The 21,159-nt window shown below is 55.5% G+C and carries 19 protein-coding genes; 9 read left to right on the top strand and 10 right to left on the bottom strand.

The window, feature by feature from the left end:
* Positions 1 to 2 precede the first annotated feature (2 nt).
* Complete coding sequence (locus tag MYY08_RS14715) at positions 3 to 1,574, bottom strand: sensor domain-containing diguanylate cyclase (protein ID WP_190296743.1); 1,572 nt, start codon at positions 1,572 to 1,574, stop codon at positions 3 to 5.
* Between the two features lie 168 nt (positions 1,575 to 1,742).
* On the opposite strand from MYY08_RS14715, the gene MYY08_RS14710 reads away from it, so the two are divergent.
* Entirely contained in the window at positions 1,743 to 2,198 is a 456-nt protein-coding gene (locus MYY08_RS14710) for an Lrp/AsnC family transcriptional regulator (RefSeq protein WP_306552690.1), read from the top strand.
* A 52-nt stretch (positions 2,199 to 2,250) separates the two neighbouring features.
* Here MYY08_RS14710 and MYY08_RS14705 read toward each other — a convergent pair whose 3' ends face one another.
* A complete protein-coding gene (locus MYY08_RS14705; protein ID WP_084969953.1) occupies positions 2,251 to 2,541 on the bottom strand; it encodes an AzlD family protein in 291 nt (96 codons plus the stop codon).
* Positions 2,538 to 3,272 (bottom strand): AzlC family ABC transporter permease, encoded by a 735-nt coding sequence (locus tag MYY08_RS14700; protein ID WP_288014724.1) that lies wholly within the window; start codon positions 3,270 to 3,272, stop codon positions 2,538 to 2,540. The genes MYY08_RS14705 and MYY08_RS14700 overlap by 4 nt, the downstream gene beginning before the upstream one ends.
* A gap of 794 nt (positions 3,273 to 4,066) precedes the next feature.
* Between MYY08_RS14700 and MYY08_RS14695 the strand changes: the two genes are divergently transcribed.
* Positions 4,067 to 4,333 (top strand): hypothetical protein, encoded by a 267-nt coding sequence (locus tag MYY08_RS14695; RefSeq protein ID WP_038626662.1) that lies wholly within the window; start codon positions 4,067 to 4,069, stop codon positions 4,331 to 4,333.
* A 161-nt stretch (positions 4,334 to 4,494) separates the two neighbouring features.
* Complete coding sequence (locus MYY08_RS14690) at positions 4,495 to 5,541, top strand: SDR family oxidoreductase (protein ID WP_084969957.1); 1,047 nt, start codon at positions 4,495 to 4,497, stop codon at positions 5,539 to 5,541.
* A gap of 51 nt (positions 5,542 to 5,592) precedes the next feature.
* On the opposite strand, the gene MYY08_RS14685 is transcribed toward MYY08_RS14690, so the two are convergent.
* Positions 5,593 to 6,423: a DUF4198 domain-containing protein gene (locus MYY08_RS14685; protein ID WP_257152274.1), complete on the bottom strand. Its 831-nt coding sequence runs from the start codon at positions 6,421 to 6,423 to the stop codon at positions 5,593 to 5,595.
* Between the two features lie 205 nt (positions 6,424 to 6,628).
* The gene (locus tag MYY08_RS14680; protein ID WP_084969959.1) at positions 6,629 to 7,012 is read right to left on the bottom strand and encodes a winged helix-turn-helix transcriptional regulator; all 384 of its coding nucleotides are present in this window, start codon (positions 7,010 to 7,012) and stop codon (positions 6,629 to 6,631) included.
* Positions 7,013 to 7,113: 101 nt separating this feature from the next.
* On the opposite strand from MYY08_RS14680, the gene MYY08_RS14675 reads away from it, so the two are divergent.
* The 3 genes from MYY08_RS14675 to MYY08_RS14665 all read left to right on the top strand — a co-directional run bounded on the left by MYY08_RS14675 (position 7,114) and on the right by MYY08_RS14665 (position 9,591).
* The gene (locus MYY08_RS14675; RefSeq protein WP_104951471.1) at positions 7,114 to 7,842 is read left to right on the top strand and encodes an SDR family NAD(P)-dependent oxidoreductase; all 729 of its coding nucleotides are present in this window, start codon (positions 7,114 to 7,116) and stop codon (positions 7,840 to 7,842) included.
* Between the two features lie 200 nt (positions 7,843 to 8,042).
* Entirely contained in the window at positions 8,043 to 8,951 is a 909-nt protein-coding gene (locus tag MYY08_RS14670; protein WP_038626652.1) for a LysR family transcriptional regulator, read from the top strand.
* A 133-nt stretch (positions 8,952 to 9,084) separates the two neighbouring features.
* Positions 9,085 to 9,591 carry an SRPBCC family protein gene (locus MYY08_RS14665; protein ID WP_038626650.1) on the top strand — a complete coding sequence of 169 codons (507 nt, stop codon included), beginning with the start codon at positions 9,085 to 9,087 and terminating at the stop codon, positions 9,589 to 9,591.
* Positions 9,592 to 9,809: 218 nt separating this feature from the next.
* Here MYY08_RS14665 and MYY08_RS14660 read toward each other — a convergent pair whose 3' ends face one another.
* Together MYY08_RS14660 and MYY08_RS14655 are read right to left on the bottom strand one after the other, a co-directional pair.
* Complete coding sequence (locus MYY08_RS14660) at positions 9,810 to 10,325, bottom strand: GNAT family N-acetyltransferase (protein WP_038626648.1); 516 nt, start codon at positions 10,323 to 10,325, stop codon at positions 9,810 to 9,812.
* 144 nt (positions 10,326 to 10,469) lie between these two features.
* Entirely contained in the window at positions 10,470 to 11,390 is a 921-nt protein-coding gene (locus tag MYY08_RS14655) for a LysR family transcriptional regulator (protein ID WP_038626646.1), read from the bottom strand.
* 105 nt (positions 11,391 to 11,495) lie between these two features.
* On the opposite strand from MYY08_RS14655, the gene MYY08_RS14650 reads away from it, so the two are divergent.
* A complete protein-coding gene (locus MYY08_RS14650; protein ID WP_190296748.1) occupies positions 11,496 to 12,521 on the top strand; it encodes a zinc-dependent alcohol dehydrogenase family protein in 1,026 nt (341 codons plus the stop codon).
* 283 nt (positions 12,522 to 12,804) lie between these two features.
* Here MYY08_RS14650 and rclA read toward each other — a convergent pair whose 3' ends face one another.
* Together rclA and MYY08_RS14640 are read right to left on the bottom strand one after the other, a co-directional pair.
* Positions 12,805 to 14,130, bottom strand: coding sequence for a reactive chlorine resistance oxidoreductase RclA (rclA, locus tag MYY08_RS14645; protein ID WP_288014718.1), 1,326 nt, complete (start codon positions 14,128 to 14,130; stop codon positions 12,805 to 12,807).
* Between the two features lie 218 nt (positions 14,131 to 14,348).
* On the bottom strand, positions 14,349 to 15,158 hold the full coding sequence (locus MYY08_RS14640; protein WP_081981813.1) for an SDR family NAD(P)-dependent oxidoreductase: 810 nt from the start codon (positions 15,156 to 15,158) through the stop codon (positions 14,349 to 14,351).
* A 311-nt stretch (positions 15,159 to 15,469) separates the two neighbouring features.
* On the opposite strand from MYY08_RS14640, the gene MYY08_RS14635 reads away from it, so the two are divergent.
* Together MYY08_RS14635 and MYY08_RS14630 are read left to right on the top strand one after the other, a co-directional pair.
* Positions 15,470 to 16,420: a GlxA family transcriptional regulator gene (locus MYY08_RS14635; RefSeq protein WP_038626638.1), complete on the top strand. Its 951-nt coding sequence runs from the start codon at positions 15,470 to 15,472 to the stop codon at positions 16,418 to 16,420.
* A 303-nt stretch (positions 16,421 to 16,723) separates the two neighbouring features.
* Positions 16,724 to 17,344, top strand: coding sequence for a LysE family translocator (locus MYY08_RS14630; protein ID WP_288014715.1), 621 nt, complete (start codon positions 16,724 to 16,726; stop codon positions 17,342 to 17,344).
* A 253-nt stretch (positions 17,345 to 17,597) separates the two neighbouring features.
* On the opposite strand, the gene MYY08_RS14625 is transcribed toward MYY08_RS14630, so the two are convergent.
* Positions 17,598 to 21,074: an autotransporter domain-containing protein gene (locus MYY08_RS14625; RefSeq protein ID WP_288014713.1), complete on the bottom strand. Its 3,477-nt coding sequence runs from the start codon at positions 21,072 to 21,074 to the stop codon at positions 17,598 to 17,600.
* Positions 21,075 to 21,159: the final 85 nt, after the last annotated feature.

The raw sequence follows: 21,159 nt of genomic DNA, 5'->3' as shown, positions 1-21,159 counted from the left end.
GTTTATGGCCCCGCTGTCGGCGACGCGGTATGAACCACCGCGCGGTCGCGGCCATTGCGCTTCGCCTCGTAAAGCGCATGGTCGGCGCCTTCTTTGAGCAGCTGCGCATCCTGAACGTCGCCGCTGCTCTGCAGGGCGAAACCGCCCGCGCTAAGGGTAACGGTGCGCCCCGGCAGCTGCGTGCTTTCATGGGGAATAGCGATGCTACGCACCGCCTTGACGGCGTTTTCCGCCACGCGCTTCGCTACCTCAAGCGTGGCGTTCGGCAGCACGATGGCGAACTCTTCACCGCCGTAACGCGCAATCAGATCGGTCTGGCGCATCGACATATTTTTCAACGCCTCGCCGACGCGACGCAGGCAATTATCGCCCGTCACATGACCATAGGTGTCGTTGTAATATTTAAAGAAGTCGATATCCATCATGATCAGCGCCACCGGCTTGCCGGTAAGCGCCGATCGCTTCAGACTCTGCGCCAGAAACAGATCGAACTGCCGCCGGTTCGCCAGGCCGGTTAAGCTATCCAGCAGCGCCATCGCCTGCAACGTCTGGTTGATGGTGGTCAGCTCGTCACGCAGCGCCGTCAGCTCTATCTGGTTATCCACGTTGGTACGCACCTGCCGCAGCATCACGGCGCCGATCATAATAATGATCAGCAGCAGCGTGCCGTTCAGCACCAGATCCGGCAGGCTGTCGTGCAGCCACTGCGACCATAGCGCCGACTTATCGAAGCCCGCCGCCACGATCAGCGGATACTGGCCGGAGCGCGCGTAGCCGAAAATACGCTCTTTCTCGTCCAGCGCCGAAAGCCAGGTGCCTTTGCCGCGATCGGCGCGCAGCAGCTGCGTGGTAAACAGCGGGCTGGAGGAGAGACTGCGGTTAATAAAGGAATCGGGGAAAGGGCGTACATAGAGCGCGGTGCCGTCATCCAGCAGCAGCGCCAGCAGATCCCCTTCGCCCAGTTCAAAGTAACTATAAAAACGCTTAAAGGAATCGACGCGCACCGTAGCCAGCGCCACGCCGGCGAAACCGCCGGCGGCATCGTTTAGCCGCACCGACACCGGGATCACCAGATCGCCGGTGGTGCGGCTGCGGATAACATGACCGATGTGGGTACCGCCGTGTCGATTCTGGCGATGATAGATAAAATATTCACGGTCGCTGTTGTTGGCGCCAGCGGGAATATGCGCCGCCGACGTGGCGACCCAGTTGCCTTGCGCATCATAAACAAACAGGCCGTTGAGCTGAGGCAGGCTGCTTTTCATCTCCGCCAGCACCGCATTCAGTTCCGCCTTATTGGCGTTATTCGGCCCGCTGTCGGGGATTTCACGCTGTATGGCGCGCAGCGTAATTTCAGTTTGCAGAAACGTGTCTTCCGCCTGGCGCGCCTGCGATACCGACAGGTTGACCGCGCTGCTCTCCGTATCCTGTAGCTTGCGCTCCCAGGATCTGTCCAGCGTCCAGGCGCTGACAATCAGCACCGCCGTCAACAGCAACAGCATAAAAATGGTCATGGTTCTGCCAAGCGAAGAGTGCAGAACAAACGTGCCGGAAACTTTTTCGCCGATCTTCATAAATAGTTTCGCTGTGAGGATATGGCGTTAAGTAAAGCACAGCTTATGCTTGTGCGCAGGAAACCAGTGCGTTGCGCCCAAAAACAGGCAGCTAAACGATGTGCGGTTCGTCACTTTCAGGGCATAATGTACTCTTAATTTGATAAATCGTGATACCGGATGCTAAAAATGGACGAGCTGGATTTTCGTATTCTGCGTGAATTGCAAAAGGATGGACGTATCGCTAACAACGTGCTGGCGGAAAAAGTGGGACTGTCGCCGTCGCCCTGTCTGCGGCGCGTCAAACAGCTGGAGGAGAGCGGCGCCATCGCGCGCTACGTCGCCATTCTTAACCCGGCGTCGATGGGGCTGGAGCTGACGGTATTTGTCCGGGTCTGGCTGCATAGTCAGGATGCGGAAACGGTCGATAACTTCGCGCGCGAGGTGTGCGCGCTACCGGAAGTGGTGGAGTGTCATCTGATGGTGGGCGACTGCGATTTTCTGTTGCGCGTGGTGACGGCGGACTTAAACGCCTATCGTCAGTTTCAGATCGACCATCTGGCGCGTATCAGCGGCGTCCAGTGCCTTAAAACCGAGCTGCCGATGCAGACCATCAAACAGACTTCCGAACTGCCGCTCGGCTGATGCCTTATCGCAAGACGCGTCAGAAACAACGCGTCTTGTCCTTATTTGCCGCTTAAAGAAGATGACGTAAAAGGGCGGTCGCGACGACGCTGATGACCACCACCGGCAGCAGCGAAAAGCGCATTGCTGCCAGCAGCGAAATTGCCAGCGCCAGTAGATCTGCCGGGTTGCTGGTGACAAAGTGCGGCGCGATAACCGTAATCAGCACGCAGCCGGGCGCCGCTTCCATCACCGCTTTGATGCGCGGGCTGAACGCGCGGTCGCGCAGCAGCAGATAGCCGCCGATGCGCGTCAGGTAAGTGGTCAGCGCCATCAGTACAATGGTCAGAATCGTCAGGCTCATGCGGATTTCCTGTGCAGCAGCAAAATAGTGACGATGCCTGACGCCGTGCCCGCCGGCACGAACCAGGCCGCGTCGGGAAAGGCGTGCCAGGTGGCACCGGCGCAAATCAGGCTGACCAGCCACGGCAGCGCGGAGCGCATCCCTTTCCACATCCCTTTCAGCAGCACCAGAAACACGGCGGGGAAGGCCATATCAAATCCCAAGCGGGTAATGTCGCCCAGCACCGGACCGATAACCACGCCCGCGCCGGTGGAAAGCACCCAGACCAGCCACAGCGCGCCGGCCACGCCGGTATAATAACCGGCGCTAAAAGCGGGCAGCCCCTGCGCGCGTCGTCGCGCCGCGTCCGCCATGCTCATCGCCCAGCTCTCGTCGCACATAAAAAACAGCGCCAGCAGCGCCTTGCGCGGCGGCAGATGCGCCAGCGCGGGCGTCATGGCGGCGCCCATCAGCAGATGGCGGCTATTGATTAGCATACTGACCAGCACAATGGTCAGCACGTGCGGCGGCGAGGCCCAGAGCGCGATGGCGGCGAATTCCGAGCCGCCGGCGAAGTTCAGGCCGGTCATCGACACCAGAGTAAAGGGCGACAGGCCCTTTTGCGCCGCCTGCGCGCCCAGCAGCAGACCAAACGGCACAACGCCGAGCAGTATGGGAACGGCTGCCAGCAGCCCGCGCTGGATTTCACCCAGCAGCGAGCGTTCAGCGGCGATGGAAAGATTACGGTGCATAACATCTCCTTATTTGCGGAGATTATATCTTCTTGCTGCGGGCAGCGGGATGCGTTTTCCGGCGAAAAAAGGCTGTAAAAGCGTTTGAATTTCAATAATAAAATAAAAAACAGAATTCAGTGCTAAAACCCTGCGCGATGAAGGGACTAAGCTGCGCATTCTCAACGTTTCGATATCAGGCGTCATAAAAAAGCCCGCGCGGAGCGGGCTGGACATTCCCGAAACGCCGGGGATAACCGGCAAGCAGCTTACAAGATTACGTTCGTGGTTAGTCACCCGACGCACGATAACGTCTCACGATTAACGCATCCTGCGTCAGGCTTGATGACTATCGGCGTAGCGCCAGGGAACTTTAGAGGCGAGGGCGCAATTAAACGTAAAGAGGTCAGGCCAGTCAAACGGGCGCTGCGATGCGTCGATTAAGCCTGCCGGGCGAGTGCGAACGAGGGCGCCTACTCGCTGTCCGCCATCGCGCTGACCTGCGCATTGATCAGCCGGTCGGAAACGTGAATAGCGGCGGTGAAGCTCGCTGCTATCGCCAGCACCCACATCAGTTTTTTCAGCGTCATTACCTTCTCCAGTGTGTTTTAACAGGGGATATCCTGGCGCGTCCGGGGCCATGTAAAAAGCGTAAAATATCCTACAGTTAAGCCCTTTTCTTGTACAGAAAGATATCTGTAAAGGCGCCACTTTGAGGCCGCGCTGCGCGACGGCTCACACTCTTAGCTTTTGTCTATTTCAGGAAGAACCCTTATCAGCTGGCCTGCGTCGCGCTTTGCGAAAATAATCGGGTCATGACGACTTATCGCATTCGGGTTGGGTTTCATAACCCTTCCGCCCTGACATTCTTACAGCTCGACGAGCTTCTTGAACCGCGCCGCTTCTGTCGGCTCAGCTCCTATGGCGAGAAGTTTCGTTGTTACATTGAATATGAGTATCAATCCGAGGTGCATGATTACTGCTCCGTCTGCCAGCTGGCGCGCGACCAGGCCTGCCGGGTAAAGAGAAATCCGCTGGTGCTGGTGGAGATTAAAAACGCCGATCCGCGCGCGCAGACATAAAATCGTACATTTCCGTAAGCGGGACGCAGACCGCGCCGCGCCTGCCTTTCGCCGCTGCGGAGCGAATCGGGCGCGGCTTTCGCTTTGACGCTTTCAAACCGGTAGACAACACTGCCCTGTGTACTCTATTTCATTAATAAGCTGGCACAGAGGAGCGTCGGATGAAAAAAACGGTGGTAGTCGCAGGTGCGGTAGGCGTGATTGGACGCGGCGTACTTAACCATTTTGAACATCAGGATGTGGAGTTGATTGCGCTGTCGCGTCGCGCGCCCGATTTTCCGACGCGCGCGCGTCATATCGCGGTAGATTTGACCGACCGTGCGGCGTGCGAAGCGCAGCTCGCGCAGCTGACGGACGCCACGCATCTGGTGTTTGCCGCATATCAGGAGAAGCCGACCCCGGCGGAGCTGGTGGAGGTTAACCTGTTGATGCTGCAAAACCTGGTGGAAACGCTGGAAACGCACGCGCCAGGTTTACAGCATGTGGCGCTGATGCAAGGCGGCAAGGCGTACGGCGCCCATATCGGGCCGTTCCCGTCGCCGGCAAAAGAGAGCGATCCGCGTCATATGCCGCCTAACTTCTATTACGATCAGGAAGACTTCCTGCGCAGTCAATCGCAGGGGAAAAGCTGGTCATGGACCGCGCTGCGCCCTGAGGCGGTTATCGGCATGGCGGTAGGCAATCCAATGAACTTGCTGATGGTGATCGCCGTTTACGGCAGCATCGCCAAAGCGCTGGGCGTGCCGATGTCCTTTCCTGGCCCGCGTGCAGCCTGGGACGCGCTCTATCAGGTGACCGACGCGCGCATTCTGGCGAAGGCTATCGACTGGGCGGGGGAAAATTCGGCCTGCCGCGGCGAGATCTTTAACATCACCAACGGCGACTATTTCCGTTGGTCGCGTATCTGGCCGCGCATCGCCGCTTTCTTTGACGTACCGGTCGGCGAGCCGTTCCCGCTGTCGTTGCAGCAGATGATGGCGGACAAAGCGTCGCTCTGGCAGCAGCTGACGCAGCAGCACGGCCTGCAAGCGTATCCCTATGAGAAGATCGTCTCATGGCAGTTCGGCGACTTTATTCTGAAAACCACCTTCGACAATATCACCAGCACCATCAAAGCGCGCCAGCACGGCTTTGCTGACTGTATCGACAGTGAAGAGATGTTTATCGAACTGCTGACCCAGCTGCGCAACCAGCGCTATATTCCTTAATCGCGCGGTAAAAAAGAAAACCGGCGCTGAGCGCCGGTTTTTTTATAGCGGTTATTCAGGAATGGCGAAGCCGAAGGAGGTCTGATCGAGATGGATATCGCAGACGGCGCTGTCGGCGTAGGGCGTATCGTTGGCGCTCATCAGCAGCCACTGTCCCGCTTTCAGGATGGGCAGATTCAGCACGCCCTGCGCATCGGTATGATCCTTCATCGCGGCGTTTTCATAGGCGTACGTGTGCGCCAGCGCCGGATGGGTCAGCGTCGTGTCGGCAGCGTGATGATGATGGTGGTGATGCTCGTGCGGCGCGGCGGCTTTGGCGGAAAGATCGACCATTGCGATGCCCACCTCGTGATTCGCCAGCGGCTTGCCGTTCGCCAGCAGCGTGACCTGCAGCGTATCGCCGGTTTTCAGCGTGGCGGGATCCACCTGCGGCACAAACTCCAGACGCGCGCCGGTGGGCTGCGTCAGGGCGCGGTTTTCGCCCGGCGCGCCGATATAGCTGGCGCTTTTCGCACTCATGGTGCTTTCCATGCAGTAGCTGCCCGGCCACTGTTGTTTGTTACTTTGCCGCCACTGATATTTTTCGCCGTCGGGTTTCAGCGACCAGAACGTGGGTTTATAGGTCGCGCTCACCAGCCATGAGCCCGCGGCAGGATGCGCCAGGCTGAACCGGTATTTTTCGCTGTTAATCGGAAACGACTCCGTTTGACCTGCGCCGTTGGTGGCGACCAGCGGGGCGAACAGCGCCTGACGCGCCGCCGGAATCGGCTCGCCGTGCGGAAAGCTGTCGCCATAGGCCATTTCAATGTCCAGTGTTTTATCAGCGGCCACGGGCGGCACGTTTAGCCAGAGCTCGTGAGCGTGCGGCGCGAATGAGGCCAGCGAGAGCGCGGCGGTAAACAGTGTTTTTTCATCTTATCTCCAGATCGTTCCCAAAGGTTGAGTTGCGCACGGCATAAATCGGGCGCGACGGCGCCCGTAACGTGAAATGTTATATCATAACAATTGTGCGAGTGGTAGCACAGCGGGAAGACAATCGCGTTGATAAAATAACAGGCGAGCGCCAGCGTTAAGGCCACGGCCGCGTTTATACGGGCTCTTCGGCAGCGCGCTGTTCGTCGTAAACCACCTGCGCCTGCTCCATATCCCCGCCATATTGTTTGGCCCAGCTCACCAGAGCCGTAAAAGGCTCCTGCAAGGTCCGGCCCAGCGGCGTAATTGCATACTCGACCGCCACGGGTGACGATGCGATCACGCGACGGCTGACCAGGCCGTTGCGCTCAAGTCGGCGCAGCGCCTCCGTCAGGGCCTTGTGCGTGATCGGATCGAGCCTGCGCCTGATGGCGTTAAAGCGCGCGGGTTGGCTGCACAGCACGGTCAGGATCAATACCGACCATTTGTTTGCCACCTGTTCCAGGATGGGGCGTGTGCTGTTGATCTCTGCCAGCAGAGCCGGGATATCGTTCGCCATTAGGTTTCCTTCTGTATATCTGATGTAGATCAGGTGCGTAATTGACACCAAATATACGAAATATATCATCTGGTTTCTATCTCTCTTTATCTGGAGCAATCATGTTGAGACTTGAAGGAAAAACCGCCCTGGTGACCGGCGGCAGCAGCGGTATCGGCCTTGCGATCGCCCGCCGCTTTGTGCAAGAAGGCGCCCATGTTTTCATCACCGGTCGACGCGAAGCGCAGCTGGCCGAGGCGGTTGCGCGTATCGGCGGTCGGATCGAGGCGATATCCGGCGACCTCACCAACGCCCGCGATCTTGCCCGTTTGTTCGAGACTATCCATGCCAGGACTGGCCGCCTCGATATCCTCGTCAATTCTTCAGGCGTGGCCGAGCCTACGAGCCTGGAAGAGACCACCGAGGAGCATATCGATCGCATCTTCGGCCTCAACGTGCGCGCCATGGTGTTCACGGTGCAGCAGGCGGTCCGGCACATGGGCGAGGGGGGCGCCGTCGTGTTGATCGGCTCGATTGCGGGAGCTATTGCCAATCCCGGCTATGGCGCCTATTCCGCCAGCAAGGCCGCAGTACGCGCCTATGCGCGCACCTGGAGCACCGAGCTGGCGCCGCGCGGCATCCGGGTCAACACAGTCAGTCCCGGACCTACGGATACGCCGATGTTCGACCAGGCCAGCGACGACGTCAGGCGGACGCTAAGCGCGCGGATACCGGCCGGACGTCTGGGAAATCCCGACGAAGTGGCGGCTGCGGCCTTGTTCCTTGCCTCGGACGACAGCACGTACGTCAGCGGCGCCGAACTGGTTATTGATGGCGGCATGACGGCGTAGAGGTATTCACTGCTGCCCGGCGCGATAGATATCACGCCGGGCAGGGTCCGCTTTGAGCGAAGAGCTGACTTATCCTTACAAGGCTTACCATCCAGAAATGGAAGTTCCCCAAAAGGAAAACACTCGCAAACCTTCTAGACAACCTTTTCCCGAGCATTTAGCCTGATTTAAAATTTTAATATCTGTCAGGCTAGTTCATTATGAAAAATGATATCAGAACCCTCGACCTTAACCTTCTTAAGGCCCTTGATGCATTACTGGATGAGGGAAGCGTGACTCGGGCTGCACAGCGCCTCTCCCTGACGCAGCCTGCCGTCAGTGGTATGCTTATTCGCTTGCGTGATTACTTTGACGATCCACTCTTTGTTCGCACCAGCCACGGTATGGTCCCCACAATGCGGGCCAACGAACTTTCTACGCCGGTAAAACAAATCCTCACTGATATCGCTATCCTGCTGAAACCAAAGGAATTTGATCCCGTGACGGTGGAACTGACTTATACCATCGTCGCAACGGACTATGCACTTAAGGCTGTTGTCGTTCCGTTGATGGCTGAGCTAAAACAACGTGCACCTTATATTAAAATCGCCGTGCGGCCCGTGGACAATGAGCAAATGTATCAGCAGTTGTCTCGGGGTGAAGTTGATCTGGCTTTGATAACACCGCAAACAACCCCCGAAGACCTGCATGGAAGAGCGCTCTATGAAGAAGATTATGTCTGCGTAGCACGACGTCATCATCCTCTGGCAGCGAGTTCAGAAATGACGCTCGAACAATTTTGCAAACAGGAACATATTCTGGTGTCTTCAGAAGGTAACTTCACCGGTGTTACAGATGAAGCACTGGCTAAGCTCAGTCTGACACGACGAGTAGGCATGTCAGTTAATAGTTTTCAGGTGATACCTGATATATTGCGAGTGACTGATATGATTGCAGTTGTACCTCACCGCATGGTCCTGACTAACAAAGATCTCATCATTCTCCCTTTGCCCCTGAAAGTACCCGGCTTTACCAAGAGCATGGCCTGGCATGAGCGAACCCATCGTGACCCAAGTCATCAGTGGATTCGTGCTTTATGCGCAGAAGTAAGCCAACATCCCGCGTCCTGATATAATTTATCTTATTAAGAATATAAGTAATTACAATTCGCCTTATAACTCCATTGCACCAATAATCACTGTCATCACGTTACTGCCGTAATGACACACGCAGTGCACTCAACTAAAGCAATTGGAGAAATTTATGAACGCGATTAACTGGCCAGAAGGCTTTGTTCCGGGTTTTACCGATAACTTTGTTTCTAATGAAATGATCATCTCAGGTCTGAACGTCAATGATGTCTGGCCGCTCCTGAGTCAGCCATTGCTATGGCCGGAATACTATAAAAATTCCGCCGATGTGCGCTTTTATGACAACAAAGGTCCAGAATTGGAAAATGGGGTTCGCTTCTACTTCAGCACGTTTGGTTTCCCAGTTGAAGCTCAGGTTGTGGAGTTTGTTCCACCTGCTGAAGGTAAACCTGCTCGTCTGGCATGGCACGGATGGGCCGGTGAAAAAGATACTGCTCAACGACTCGATGTCCATCATGCGTGGCTACTGGAGGATCTTTCCGGTTACAGGGTCCGTATCCTAACGCAGGAAACACAGAACGGAGTCCCGGCAAAAGATCTGGCAAATACCCGCCCGAACCCAATGCTTAATGGTCATCAGGAATGGCTTGACGGCCTGATTCGAGCAGCAAAGAAATAATAAACCGCTTTCCACAGTCATATCACTGAGGCTGCACTTCCCCGCAGCCTCAAGAATATTTGCCCGTTTGCTATTGCACTTGATTACAGGTAAATCATGTAACCCCCGCAAGTGACACCGCGCGGCCATATCTGTAATGTCTCCTCCTGGCACAAAGCGGACAATTGCGAAGGTCCGCTTTGAGCGAAAAGCGGACCATATGACCGTTATTACAACGCTCAACCCTCAAATTTCAACCACATTGCTACGCGCCGCGTTGGAATGAAACCTCTCTCCATTTCCTCTGCTTTCTGTCTTATCAGATGCAGTGGACACGAAGGGCCTTCAACAATTTCAAAACCCAGCCTGGCGTAAAATCTGGCATTGAAGGCCGCTATATTATCTGTGGTGAGTGTGGCGCCAGCCAGACCGCGTTGCTGCGCGGATGAGAGCAGAGTCTGCATCAATAATCTCCCGATGCCACGGCGCTGCCAGTGTGGATGCACATCCATTTCAGCAATGTGCAACCATATATCCTGGAATTTGCCCGCGATAAACCCTACGGGTTGAGAATCTGGCGCAAAGGCGGCAAGCAGCAGACCGTCGCGGCTGAAAACACAAAATTCTTCCAGACTATTTGCGACAGCCTGACCTGTTACCGCACCCGCTTCACGCAATGTTTCAAAAGCAGCCAACTCAATGGCGCGCAGATCGGCAAAATGTTCAGGCTGTGCAGCGCTGATAGTGATGTCCAACTGTACGTTCTCCCTGTGCTTTATCCATTCAAACAGCCCATCATAACTGGCCTCTTTGTATAACGGAAAATTGTGTTGCTGGCACGATGCGGCCAGACAGAAGGAAGGCAGGGCAAAGCCCGCTTTGAGCGGAAAGCGGGCCTTTTAAGCTTTGTCTTCAACGGTGGCCATCATGGTCGGCAATGCGCTCACCAGTTTATCCACGGCCAGCCTGACTTTCAGAGGCAGATGAGGATTTCGCAGCCATACTGCATAGACAGGCCAGCTTCCTGAAGCGTGGTCTTTTAATATTGCTTTAAGCTCTCCACTGGCTAGTTGTTCCCTGACGAGCCAGTAAGGGAGCCAGACAATGCCGCCTCCCGTAACGGCAAAATTTTTTACCGCCTGCATATCGTCCATCATGATTCTGGCGGGCGGATTAATTTCTGATATTCCATCCTCTTCGTTTTTTATCTGCCACTTGAGAATACGTCCTGAATGAACATAAGCAACCGCCGCATGTCGCTGTAGTTCTTCTGGGGAGGCAGGCTCGCCGGCCTGTCGGAGATAATCCGGGGAGGCGCAGAAGACCATGGTGTACGAGGCCAGTTTTCGGGCGATAAGGCTGCTGCTGTCAGCCAGCGTGCCGATCCTGACGGCCAGATCAAACCCTTCTTCAGTCAAATCCACCTGACGATCGCTGAATGAGATTTCAAGCTCAAGCTTCGGATGTTCGTGTGCCAGCGCCGACAGTAAAGGCGCAATACAGAGGTGTCCTAACAGGACAGGAACAGTTACCCTCAGTTTCCCGCTCGCCTGAAGTTTGCCGCCTTCCAGAACATCCTCCGCCGTTTTTATCAGACTGAGCGCCCGGCGGCAGTATTCATAGTAAAGCGTGCCTTCGTCGGTCAGACTCTGACTGCGGGTGGTACGGTTAAAGAGAGTAACGCCAAGCCTTTCCTCAAGCCGGGATATGGTTTTCGCCACTGCCGAACGTGTCACGTGCAGTTTTTCAGCCGCCTGTGCAAAGCTCACTGTTTCAGCTGCGGCCACAAAAACAGGAATGCTGTTCATTTCACTTTTCATATTGTCGCTTCACAGGAATCAATAAGTGGAAATAGTATCCCCATTGTATCTTAAAGTGCAGTGCTAGAATCCTGTGCATCCGTTATTTGCCACACAGGAGTCTCTATGAATCGCACTATGAAATACTGGACGTTAAACGAAATCGGACGTCAGAACCTGAAACTCAAAGAAACAGAAATCCCTCAGCCTGGCCCGAATGAAGTACTGGTCCGGGTCAATGCTGTCGCTCTCAATTTCCGTGACAAGGTCATTATGGAAGGCGGAATGGGTATGGGGATGCCAATGCCTTTCACGCCCGGTTCCGATATGGCTGGCGTGGTTGAGGCAGTCGGACCGGGCACGACCCGTTTCAGCCAGGGAGACCGTGTGATCTCATCTTTTAACGCAGACTGGATCGACGGGAAACTGAACAACAATGCCAGGAACCCGCATTACAACACCATAGGCTATGCGTATCAGGGCGTGCTGGCTGAATACGTGATCATGAGTGAAGAGTGGTTGGTCAAGTCCCCGCAGACGCTCACCGATGCTGAAGCCAGCACGCTCGTCTGTGCAGGACTGACCGCCTGGTTTGCTCTGATTGAACGCGGCGGCCTTCGCGCCGGCGAAACCGTACTGGTGCAGGGAACCGGCGGCGTTGCGCTTTTTGTTCTTCAGATCGCCAAGGCTGTGGGTGCCGAAGTGTTTATTACCTCATCCAGCGATGAGAAGCTGGCCGCTGCGCTTGCGCTTGGTGCCGATCACGGCATTAACCGTAAAAAAGAGGACTGGGTCGAAGCCATTTACCGTCTGACGAACGATCGGGGCATTGATCACGTGGTGGATACTGTAGGGGGGCGTAACTTTGCAGATTCTGTTCGCGCCGTCGCTTCGCATGGGCGTATCTCGCTGATCGGTATGATGGACATGGACGATACCTCAGCGTCGGGGGGATTACTGCTGCTTAAATCTCCAACTATTCAGGGGATAGGTGTAGGCCACCGCAGAGCGCTGGAAGATCTGGTTCGGGCCGTTGACAGGATCAAGCTGAAACCGGTTATCGACAAATCCTTCCGCTTTGACCAACTCCCGGAGGCGCTGAAGCTGCTTGATCAGGGAGCATTCGGAAAAATTGTTATCAACGTGGGCTGATATATCAGGCTTCAAAAATCCCGGCAGCGTTGTTCTGAAAACACCTCTGCCGCTTACACTTGCCACCGGCCTTAATGATTTTTATTGCACTATTGCTTTTAAGGTCCGCTAAGCGCGATAAGCGGACGTTACGTCTTCGAACCAGTGGGTTAAATGGCTGTAGAGCCGAAAAACGGTCGCCGTCCGGCTGCCCGTCATGAACCCGGCGCCAAAGCGCCTGGGCAGGCGCGCTCTGAACGGGGTACATAGTATCAGTCGGCCTGGGCGGGCGTTTTCCTCACGCTTATTTTATCAATGCAAACAGATCGTTTAACGATTCACTCATGGTCGGGTGAGTGAAGATCTGATCCCGCAGCACGGTGTATGGCAAGCCTGCATCCATGACCGTTTTCACCAGGTTGATCACTTCGTGGGAATCCGCCGCCAGCAAGGCTACGCCGAGGATGCGATGGTTGTCATTGTCGACCACGGCTTTGAGCATGCCCCGTGTATCGTTAATCACGCGTGCTCGCGGAATCGCTGCCACGGGTAATGATACCACCTGGATATTCCTGCCCTGGGCACGTGCCTGCGCTTCGGTTAAACCGATGCGCGACAACGTGGGCGTCATAAATACCGAGTAAGGTATATTAACGCGATCGTCTGTCGTGCGCGTGCCTTTACCCAGCAGCTGATCATACACAATGCGGAAATCATCGAGAGAGACATAGGTAAACTGCGGCCCACCGGTGACGTCTCCCATAGCCCAGATATGATCTGCAGAAGTTTTCAGGCTTTTATCGACCCGAATCGCCCCACGCTCATCTGTTACCACTCCGGCTTTTTCCAGCTTCAGCGCCTGCGTTGCCGAGCGGCGCCCGATAGCGACCAGCAGGACATCCATCTTATGATCGCCCTTCATCGTGTGCAGCGTAACGCTGTCGTTGCCGTTGGTAACAGACTGAACTACCGTGCTCAGTTCCGTTTTCACACCCTGTTCCTGCAGGATTGTACTTATTGCCGTGCTGATATCGGCATCTTCACGCGCCAGAAATTGCGGTGCAGTTTCAAATATCGTGACTTTACTACCGAAGCTGGCAAACATGGAGGCGAACTCGACGCCAATATAGCCACCGCCGAGAATGCCCAGTCTTTCTGGCAGGCTGGTTAAATTCAGAAGGCCGGTGCTGTCGACAATACGTGGCCCGGAAATCAGGCCTTCAATTTGAGGGAAGATGGCTTCAGCGCCGGTATTAATGAAAATACGGTCCGCGCTGAGCGTACGGGTGTCCTGCTCAGTGGTGATTTTCAACGTGTGAGCGTCAAGGAATTCCGCCTGACCATCAATCACTTCGACTTTTTCCATCTTTGCCAGATTGAGATAGTTTTTTTCTCGCAGAAATTCAACCACTGACGCTTTGCGCTGCATAGCTTCACTGAAATCAGTTGCGGCTTGTGCATCATGCACCAGCGCTTTGGTGGGAATACAACCGATGTTAATGCAGGTGCCGCCATACATGGCTTTAGATTTTTCGATGATTGCCACGCGCCAGCCAGCGCGGCCCAGCGCCCCCGCCAGCGTTTTGCCTGCTTTACCAAATCCAATGATGACTGCCTGATAATGGTTCATGATGTTCTCCGCTGTAAAAGGCGGTAAAACTGTCACCACCTTCACTAACAATCCCACTGTAGTTTTTCCCGAACGGCTCCCGCCCACCGGGAGAATTCAGTACTAGTGCCTGCATAATTATTTCGCTCCAGATTTACAGAGGGCTTAGCCGCCCTCACTGCCATTAATAAAGGCCAGCCTTCCTGACTGGCCGGAGCGGTTCTGTAAATCTGCTCGCATTAAATCCGGGAAGAGGAGGGCTGATAACGCGCTGCGGGCACGTTATGGGAAAAGTCCTCAATAACAGCCTGACGCGCCTGTTCCCAGCGCTGTAGACGGCTATCGTCATGCAGGGAAGGAATGGTAATCAGCTCACCGAGCTGGAAACCGACAAGAGCGGCATCAACCATATCTTCCGCCTGCATGACAATACCTGGGTCAAGCTGGCTTAAGGGCAGGCCGCCGTTTTCCCAGAATGGTGTTGCAGTAGCGCTGGGCAGTACTGCCTGAACCTGAATACCTTTATCAGCTAACTCGCGCTGTAAAGACCGGGTAAACGCCAGCACATAGGCTTTACTGCCACCATAAACGCCATTTAAGATTTCAGGTGCTATCCCGACAATAGAAGCAATATTGATGATTGCGCCTTTTCCCCGGTTTATAAAACCGGGAACGACGGCATAAGTCAGTCGGGTGAGGGCGGTCACATTGAGATTGATCATCGTGATCATCTGCTCAACGTTACTGTCTACAAGAGAAGTGTGGGTGCCTACGCCTGCATTATTAACCAGCAGCGCTATGCTGGCGTCATTACGTAATTTTTCTTCAAGAGCAGCCAGTTGCTGTGAATCGTTCAGATCCGCAGCCACGACTTCTACATTACGCTCGGTGTCAGCAGTGATGTGGCTGGCCATCTGATTAAGCCGGTTATGATTGCGGGCAACAATCATCAGGTCGTACCCCATTCTGGCCAGACGGGCTGCATAAATAGCTCCCATACCGGTTGACGCACCTGTTACAACGGCCGTTCCTTTTGGAGATTTACTCATTTTATTCACCTCGATATGATGTGTCGGATGAGGTGAGATTACGGGAACGGGCGGTAAAAAAACGGACTTAGAAGGTTACGATTTCAGACATTTTTCAGCTGCATTAGGGATTAATGCGTTCAGCAATCCGGCCACGTCATTAGGCTGAACATTCGGACATCCAGCTGATATATCCTGAGTTCTGATGGTTAACTTATTGTCTTTGATAGGTAATTAATTATTCCTGACTTGGTGAAAGCATAAAGTCTGATGAGGTGGGCTTCGAAACTTAGTCAGAGGCACTTATTCTCGATTAAAAAGAGGGGAGTTGAATGCACCGGGTAGGACTTATCATTGCCGAACAGTTCCAGTCTCTTGCGTTATCGACATTAACGGTTTTTGAGTTTGCCAATCTGGTGCTGGGTGAAACTTTTTACAGCTGCACGGTATATTCAGAGTCTGGTGGAAAGGTAAATTCCTCTTACGGATTAAGCATAATCAGCAGGAAGCTCACTGACGAAGCGGCAGCGGATACGTGGCTTGTTGGCGGTGTGCTTATGCCAACGAAACTGCCTGCAACCGACGGCATTATAAGTTTTTTACAAAACCAGGCCAGCCACGCACGGCGTGTTGCCGGCATTTGTACCGGGGCTTTTGTGCTTGCACAGGCGGGATTGCTGAGCGAAAGACGTGCTACTACTCACTGGGCATACGCGCAGAGCATGAAGATTCTGCACCCGGCAGTCAGGACCGAAGACGATTTGATATACATCATTGATGACCGAATCTGGACCTCAGCCGGCATGACGGCCGGGTTAGATATGGTGCTGGCCATGGTTGAAAAGGATCATGGAACAGACGTGGCTCGTAATATCGCGCATCGTATGGTGATGAATCAGCGCCGTTCGGGTGGCCAGCGTCAGCATTCTGAACTGCTTGCATTGTCGCCTAAAAGCGACCGTTTGCAGATGGCGCTGGAATATGTGCGGCAAAATCTCAACAAAACGTTGTCTGTTGAACATCTTGCTGATGCGGTACATGTTAGTACTCGTCAGCTTAATCGACTGTTTCTGAATGAGATGGGTAAATCTCCGGCTCGGGTAATTGAGCGGTTGCGGCTTGAAGCCGCACGATTAATGATTGAACAGAGCCGACTTTCGCTGGATGTGATTGCAAGGGAATCAGGTTTCAGGGATCGCCGCCATATGCGTGATGTTTTTATGCGGGGGTATGGCATTCCTCCACAGTCCTTACGTACTGGAAAGAACACGGCGGTATCCTGACGCGCTTTATTTTTAGTTGAAGGGATATCTGCATAACGTTATTTAAAAAAGGCAGGAAGCTAGCGGGGGACTAATTACTGGATAATGTCAGGTACAAATGACATATTCAGCTGCGTGGAACTACGCGCTCGCCTCTCCCATATCTGCGTCCTGTAAATACCCTGTAACGCCCGCTTCACACCCTGAGACATTTGCGCGGGCAAGGTCCGCTATAAGCGAAGAGCGGACGTTTAAAAAAGTGATATTTGTTGAATTAATTATGTGGAACTAAATGATTAGCATCTGCTCTTTCGGACTAAGAAAATGACTGTTAACGATTCCCTCTTCGCATTCTCTCTCGCAGCACTGTTACTTACCCTGACTCCCGGCCTCGATACGGCACTTATTCTGCGCACCGCTTGTGCTGAGGGCGGCAAAAAAGCTTTTCACGCTGCGCTTGGCATTGATGCTGGCTGTTTTGTATGGGGTGCGCTGGTCGCGTTAGGTCTTGGGGCTCTTCTGGCGGTTTCAGAGATGGCTTACACTGTGCTCAAAGTTTGTGGCGCGGTCTACCTGAGCTGGCTGGGCTTACAACTGCTGATACGTCCCCGATCATCTTTCAGTGATGGTGATGACAACAACGTTTCTCAGGGGAGCTGGTTTATCAGAGGAATGCTGGGGAATGTGCTCAATCCCAAAATGGGCATTCTTTATGTCTCTTTTTTGCCGCAGTTCATACCTGCCGGTCACTCACCTTTAATATGGGCTTTCATCCTGGTCAGCATCCACGTAGCGATTGGGACTATATGGTCAGTCACTCTCATTTTATCCACGCATTTTGCGTCAGCCGTATTGAAGAAAAGTCGCGTTGTCCAAGTGATGGATAGAGCAACAGGCGGCTTATTTTTATGCTTCGCGGCTAAACTTGCTATGAGCACGAGATAGCTTTGGGCTGGCTGTAAACGTCCGCTTCTGGCACAGAGCGGACTAAAACGGGTGTAAGGTCCTCTGTGAAGAATTGGGATTCATGCAGAATTTTTGCGTTACAGTCTGTATCAACGTCCTCTTCGCTGGCCTGCCGAGTCAGCAGTCAATCGTGACGCTCGCAGGGAAGGCTGTGCGTCTTCCGTGTACAGGCTGACTGCTAAAGTCTTTCAGGCAGTACGATGACTGCCTGTCCGATCCGTTAGCAGTCTTATCAGAATCCGATATTCACTCGAATCATTACCATCTGCTCCCGCGTGCGCGGCGTGTCCATTCCGAGTGTAGCCTGATAAGCAATGCCTGGCGTGATGTTGTGCGGCAGCAGGAAATCGATGCCGGTGCCTGCCGTCACGCTCTGACTGCTCGGTTCAGTAAGCGGCACCCGCCAGGTGTCGCTGGCGGTGTCCGCATAGCCTACGCGTGCGGTACCGCTGTCGCTAAGCATTTGTGCATATTCCAGACGGCCTTGCAGACGCAGCACGCCCCAGCGGGCCGGGACGGTGCGTTCGGCGCGCAGACCGGCACCGGTCATAACCTGTGAAACTGTCTGCGGGGCATAGGCCAGGCTAAAGGAGCCCGCGCCGGTCTCGCTGAAGCCGTCAAACCAGGTGCGGTAATACTGTACGCGGGCATAGGGCGAGATGAGACCGTCCGTCGAGCGGAATTCATAGCCGGATGTCAGGGACGTAAAGACCTGTTGGCCAGAACGGCTGCCGCGTGCCGCCGAACCGGTTCCACTTACGACGCGGGTACTGTCAAAATCCACCAGGCCGTGCCCCAGCAGCCCGTCTACGAAAAATGCATCGGGATGATAGCTGCCGTACAAGGCGACGCTGAATGCCCGGCCATGCGTTCGGGTGCCGCTGTCCCCGATATCGCTGACGTCGCGTCCGAAGCCAATCCCCATTCCGGCCGTAAAGCCGGGTGAAAACCGGTAATCGGCTCCGGTGGATACGCCCACGGTGGTGTGGCTGAAGCGGATGCCGTCGGCCTTGTCACCGCCAAAATCAACATATCCCCCGGTCCAGTAAGACAGTCGCTGCGCCTGCTTTTCCGTAGAGAAGGGAATCGAGGGGATAGCGGATGGCCCTGCACTGTTATTCATCAGGGATTTCTGCTGCTGCCAGCCCGTCACCAACATCTTCTGGTCAGTATCGTGCCCGGGACGGGTTGATGGCATGGAGAAACGAATGCCGCTCATGTCAGAAGGCAGATCCGCTCCGCTGTGTAACTGTTCAAGGCGGTCACTGAAGTTGCGTAGCTGCGCGCGGGCAAAATTTTGTGCGGCCTGATACTGGGCGCTTATCATGCCAATAACGTCGGCATCCCGGGCAGGATTAGGGCGTTCCGTAATGGTCAGCAACACCTGGGCAGGCTGGGTAGAGCCTGACGGCCCGGTCAGCACATAGCGGAGCGTGACGGTTCCGCTGGCCTGCGCCGCCGCGGTGAACAGCAACTGATAGTCGACTCCGGAGGCACGTATCGTGGCTGTACCCACGCTGCGCTCCGGCTGCTCCAGGAGTTGTGCACCGGTAAACGGGCCGCCTGTCGCCCCGCCGGTAAGACTGACGGCAACTGACTGGCCAGCCGCGAGTGAGGCGCTGTGGTCAGTGGCGACCGGCGCAGCAGCGGCAATCATCAGGGTGTAACCGGCCTGCAGGGTTTTTCCGGTCGCATCTGACACCTGGACGCTGAACGCGCTGTTACCGCTGCTCTGAGGAGTGCCGCTGAGCTGGCCGTCTGCGAACGCCAGACCAGCAGGAAGCGTCCCGTTCAGCTGCCAGTGATAAGGTGCTGCACCACCGTTCACGCTGAAGGTCTGGGCGTACATTTTCCCGCTCATTGCCTGAGGCAGCGGGCCGCCGCCTGGCTGCATCGTCAGGGCTGTTTGCGGCTTGGCACTCACGGTGAGTGCGTAACTTGCCGTGCCGCTGGCTCCATGGCTGTCAGAGGCCGTAACCTGAAATGTGTAGTTGCCTGCGGCGACCGGCGTGCCCGCAAGAACGCCAGTTGCCGCGTTCAGCGTTATTCCAGCCGGCAGGGTGGTGGCGCTAAAGGAATAAGGTGCGGTACCGCCCGCGGCGCTAACCGTCTGTCTCCAGCTGCTGCCCGTTGTTGCCGCGGGCAGCACGCCACCGGCAGGTGACAGCGTCAGCAGTATCGGCGTCACGGTGAGTGAGACACGGGCGCTGTCGGAGGTGCCGCTGCCATTGGTGGCGGTATAGGTAAAGCTGTCGCTACCGGAATAACCGGGGACCGGCGTGTAGGAAACAACCGTGCCGCTGACAACTGCGCTGCCGTGAGCCGGCATGTCCACTATGCTCACCGATGTTGCCGCGCCGCCGGAAAGGCTGAGCGCGACCGGATTGCTGCTGGTGTTTGCTGCCACCGTAGCCACGCTGTCGCTGGCCACAGGCGATGCGGCGCTGACGTTCAGCGTGTAGCTGGCGCTGCCAGTGGCGCCATGGGCGTCCGTTGCGGTGACCTGGAAGCGGTAATTTCCCGTGGCAGAAGGCGCGCCGGACAAAGTGCCCGCCGACGCGTTAAGCAAGACCCCGGGAGGTAGCGAGGTGCTGGTCCAGGTATAAGGCGCCGTGCCGCCGGACGCTGAAAGGGGCTGCGACCATGCGCTGCCTGCGATCGCAGCCGGCAGTGCGCCCGGCGCCGGTATGACAGACAGCACAGGGGCGCTGACGCTGAGCGACACGGTGGCATCTGAAGAGGTGCCGCCACCGTTTGACGCATGCCAGGTAAAGCTGTCGCCGCCTGAATAACCTGCTGCCGGTGTGTAGGTGACTGTGGTGCCACTGATCGTGGCGCTGCCATGGGTAGGGGAGGTGACAAGGGTCACGGCCGTTGCCGTGCCGCCGCTCAGAGCAAGCGGAATAGTATTATTCGTACTGTTTGCCGCCACGCTGTCAGCGCTGTCTGACGCCACCGGCGGGGCTTCAGCGCGCGTCACGCTGATAGTGTACGTACGGGTGGAGCCATCCTGAGCCGTCACGATCGCTGAGATACTGGTTGTACTTCCTGGCGCCAGGCTGATGCCTGACGACGCCGAGCCGGAGGTAACTGCCGCGCCGTTCACCGTCACGGTGGCATGGCTCTCGCTGACGACGGGCGTGACCGTTATTGTTGAGACGCTGTTGGCGACCGAGGCGCTGTAACTACTGGTACCGGAACTGTAAGGCGGCGCGAGCGTTCCTGCCGAAAGGGAAAGCCCCAGGAGCGTCGCATCGCTGGACAACGTTGATGCGCTGGTGCAGCTGAACACCAGATTACTTATCTGGCCGAGAGAGGTGCTTGCGCGGACGGCAAGCCCGTTAACCTCCAGACTGCCTGCCGGTACGCTGATGGTGACGGTATGGGGTGAGTTACTGGAGGCGTTGGCGGCATTGTAGGTCTGCGCATTACTGAGATTATACCGGGCAAGGCTCACGCTGTCGGCGTTCATCACAGACCCTCCGGCGGCTGAACCGCTGTCGGTAAAACTCAGCGTGAGCGCATCACCAGCGGCAAAGTCTGAGGCCGGATACTTGTTTGCGCCGTAGGAAAGCGAGGTTGAACCTGAGAGGGCATTCACCGCTGAGCAACCGCTGGAAAGCGCGAAAGCTGTAGGGAGAGCCGACAGTGACAAGACAGCAGAAATCAGACCGGAACAAACTTTCCGGCAAGAGAATAAACGGCTCATGCTTTACCCAAAAATGAGATTTATTAGGAATAATCTTACCAGGCAACGTTAACACGACTCGTTTTTAACTAAAGCCGGATTAGCC

The sequence above is a fragment of the Mixta sp. genome, assembly GCF_024610815.1.
Lineage (GTDB): Bacteria > Pseudomonadota > Gammaproteobacteria > Enterobacterales > Enterobacteriaceae > Mixta > Mixta calida.
Note: the sequence above shows the minus strand (reverse complement) of the source record. Positions and strands in the feature narration are given on the sequence as shown.

Coding starts and splice junctions, on each gene's coding strand:
- MYY08_RS14715 (WP_190296743.1), bottom strand. CDS start 1,574: ATGAAGATCGGCGAAAAAGTTTCCGGCACGTTTGTTCTGCACTCTTCG.
- MYY08_RS14710 (WP_306552690.1), top strand. CDS start 1,743: ATGGACGAGCTGGATTTTCGTATTCTGCGTGAATTGCAAAAGGATGGA.
- MYY08_RS14705 (WP_084969953.1), bottom strand. CDS start 2,541: ATGAGCCTGACGATTCTGACCATTGTACTGATGGCGCTGACCACTTAC.
- MYY08_RS14700 (WP_288014724.1), bottom strand. CDS start 3,272: ATGCACCGTAATCTTTCCATCGCCGCTGAACGCTCGCTGCTGGGTGAA.
- MYY08_RS14695 (WP_038626662.1), top strand. CDS start 4,067: ATGACGACTTATCGCATTCGGGTTGGGTTTCATAACCCTTCCGCCCTG.
- MYY08_RS14690 (WP_084969957.1), top strand. CDS start 4,495: ATGAAAAAAACGGTGGTAGTCGCAGGTGCGGTAGGCGTGATTGGACGC.
- MYY08_RS14680 (WP_084969959.1), bottom strand. CDS start 7,012: ATGGCGAACGATATCCCGGCTCTGCTGGCAGAGATCAACAGCACACGC.
- MYY08_RS14675 (WP_104951471.1), top strand. CDS start 7,114: ATGTTGAGACTTGAAGGAAAAACCGCCCTGGTGACCGGCGGCAGCAGC.
- MYY08_RS14670 (WP_038626652.1), top strand. CDS start 8,043: ATGAAAAATGATATCAGAACCCTCGACCTTAACCTTCTTAAGGCCCTT.
- MYY08_RS14665 (WP_038626650.1), top strand. CDS start 9,085: ATGAACGCGATTAACTGGCCAGAAGGCTTTGTTCCGGGTTTTACCGAT.
- MYY08_RS14655 (WP_038626646.1), bottom strand. CDS start 11,390: ATGAAAAGTGAAATGAACAGCATTCCTGTTTTTGTGGCCGCAGCTGAA.
- MYY08_RS14650 (WP_190296748.1), top strand. CDS start 11,496: ATGAATCGCACTATGAAATACTGGACGTTAAACGAAATCGGACGTCAG.
- rclA (WP_288014718.1), bottom strand. CDS start 14,130: ATGAACCATTATCAGGCAGTCATCATTGGATTTGGTAAAGCAGGCAAA.
- MYY08_RS14640 (WP_081981813.1), bottom strand. CDS start 15,158: ATGAGTAAATCTCCAAAAGGAACGGCCGTTGTAACAGGTGCGTCAACC.
- MYY08_RS14635 (WP_038626638.1), top strand. CDS start 15,470: ATGCACCGGGTAGGACTTATCATTGCCGAACAGTTCCAGTCTCTTGCG.
- MYY08_RS14630 (WP_288014715.1), top strand. CDS start 16,724: ATGACTGTTAACGATTCCCTCTTCGCATTCTCTCTCGCAGCACTGTTA.
- MYY08_RS14625 (WP_288014713.1), bottom strand. CDS start 21,074: ATGAGCCGTTTATTCTCTTGCCGGAAAGTTTGTTCCGGTCTGATTTCT.